This window comes from Lacticaseibacillus jixiensis, from assembly GCF_042847315.1.
In the GTDB taxonomy this organism is placed as follows: Bacteria; Bacillota; Bacilli; order Lactobacillales; family Lactobacillaceae; genus Lacticaseibacillus; species Lacticaseibacillus jixiensis.
On record NZ_BAAFPR010000087.1, the window covers coordinates 1 to 1,331 of the forward strand.

At 46.3% G+C, this 1,331-nt stretch carries 1 protein-coding gene; it reads right to left on the reverse strand.

Going from position 1 to position 1,331, the window contains the following annotated elements; all coding sequences use genetic code 11:
- A partial coding sequence (locus ACGG90_RS15580; RefSeq protein WP_390410731.1) for an IS110 family transposase occupies nucleotides 1–1,043 on the reverse strand: 1,043 nt, incomplete at its 3' end.
- Nucleotides 1,044–1,331 lie beyond the last annotated feature (288 nt).

Sequence of the window (1,331 nt, forward strand, 5' to 3'; positions counted from 1 at the left end):
TTGGGTTTTGTCTTGGCGGCACTGGCGATGTTGTTGATTGCTCGATACAGAACTGCTCTGGCAATATGATTGCCACGTTTACTGATCTGGTCGGCCGCAATGAAATTGCCAGACTCATAATGCCGCAGATCAATACCAACGTAAGCGTTGAGCTTATTACTACTTCCGAAGCGCCGGATATCGCCCAGCTCACCAATCAACCGCACCGCCGTCTTTTCCGCAAAACCAGGGATACTCATGAGGATCTCGAATTCTGGGAGTGACTTGGCGATTTGAACCATTTGATCGATGATCTGATCTTTATACGCTTCTAGTTCCGCGACTTGTTTGGCATGATAACGTGTTTGCTCAAGCGTCGGTGAATCGATTGATTCGGCTGGGTAAGCTACTTGGGCGAGGTTAAGCAATTTGGTCGCGGTCGCTTGAAGCGCAGCTTTCCCGTGATGCGAAACAACGCTTGCTATCTGCTCACGAACATCATCTGGCGTGAGTTCACTCAAACAATCGGGGTGTGGATACAATTGCACAATTGCCCAATACATCTTGCCGGTAGGCTTGGATAAAAGTTGCTCAACTTCTGGAAAGGTCAGTTGGACACTACGGTGAAGTCGGTTCTTCTCACTCACTAAGTCAGCGTTTATCTCTTGATAGAAGCGACTTAGATTCATCAAATCACGATAAACCGGATCTTGATAGTAAGTAAGCCGACGCTTGAAGATCAACTGTGTCTGCGCCAAATGTAAGGCATCATTCTTGTCAGTTTTTCGCGTACGCAAACCATCCAGCTGCTTCTTTGCGGCCAGAGGATTAAGTTGCGTATACCGATACTGATGATCGTCTAAGAAGCGCTTGAGACGTTGTGAGTAGACCCCAGTAGCTTCGAAGACGATTTGAGGTTCGCGATACTCTTGTAGATGCTTGAGCAACTCTTGAAAACCAAACCAGTCATTGTTGATCTTCGATTGCCACACAGTGGTATCGTCGTTGACCACAGCGACATTGGAAGTCGCCTTACTAACATCGATCCCAAATACAACTACCATTACGAACACCATCCTTTTCGGCTTTTTTACGTAATCACACCATCATTCTAATTTTCAATACACGACCTCAAGGCCAACAGACTACGAACAGATTATGTGATGGTGCGGTGAAGTTGCCAATTTATGTTGCGACGTCTAGCGCCAAAAAAGCCCACGACAGGTCAACTTCACTTCCACTTTACGCCTAAACGAAAAGTGGTGAAGAAAGATTCCGTCGAATCAATCTTCACCACTAAGGTTAGTCTGTTTATGTACCTTCATGGACTTGTTTTCACGCCGTATCGTCGG